This is a genomic window from Micromonospora sp. SD12 (assembly GCF_052068495.1).
In the GTDB taxonomy this organism is placed as follows: Bacteria; Actinomycetota; Actinomycetes; order Mycobacteriales; family Micromonosporaceae; genus Micromonospora; species Micromonospora echinofusca.
In genome coordinates this window covers 1-875 of sequence record NZ_JBQHDF010000055.1, presented here as the reverse complement: position 1 = coordinate 875, position 875 = coordinate 1, and the positions used below count along the sequence as shown (strand labels likewise).

The 875-nt window shown below is 67.0% G+C and carries 1 protein-coding gene; it reads right to left on the bottom strand.

Translation table 11 applies throughout. The features are described from left to right. Positions 1 to 494: hypothetical protein (locus ACTMS2_RS29280; RefSeq protein WP_441178269.1), on the bottom strand; the 494-nt coding region annotated here is incomplete at its 3' end. Positions 495 to 875: the final 381 nt, after the last annotated feature.

Here is an 875-nt window from a genome sequence, read left to right as displayed (position 1 = left end):
GTCAGCGGCATGTCCTGCCACCCGTCGACCTGCTTCAGACCCTTCAGGAACGCCATCGTCGAGTACTCCGGGTCGGTGATCTGCTCCACCGTGCCCCAACCCGAGGACGGACGCTGCTGGAACAGACCCTGCGAATCGTGGTCGTTGCGGTCACCCAGATGACCCAGATTCTCCAACTTCGACTCCTGCAACGCCGTCGCGATCGACACCACCGCGGCACGCTCGTCCATGCCGGCCTTCTTCGTCGCCGCGACGATCGCCTTCACGTTGGCGACCTGCTCATCCGACAGGTCGACACGCGACTGCGCACCCTGCACGCCATGCGGAATCAGCTTCGCCTTGTCCACCGACGGCTTGTCAGCCGCCACGGCCACCGCCACCGGCACCGACTCCACCGACGGCGCCGCATGCGCGCCAACCGGACCAGCGAACACACCACCGGCAAACGCCAGACCCGCAACACCAAGAACGCCCTTACGCAGAATCGTGTTCATCACAGATGCTCCATTCGGGGGTCGGCACCCACGCACCGAGGGGGATCGGCTCACGCGGGGTGCAAGCACCGTCCGGCGCCCAAGGAACTCAGCGGAAACTGCTGCCACCTCCAGCAACCACGAAAGCAACCAGAGGAAAGATCAGACCGGCCACACCGGCCAACTACCGGGCCACGCAGGCCGCAACGACCGGGGGCTGGACCGCGAGGCGGGAGGACACCCTCACGCCAACCGCGACCATGTGTAACCACGACCGGCCCACCACCATTCCCCACCGGCCCAAGGCCCAGCGCGGCGGCGCGCCCTACTCGGTCGTACGCATCATGTAACCACCCCACCCCCGCCACGATTCCGCCCCCACGATGCCCCCGACCACACCCC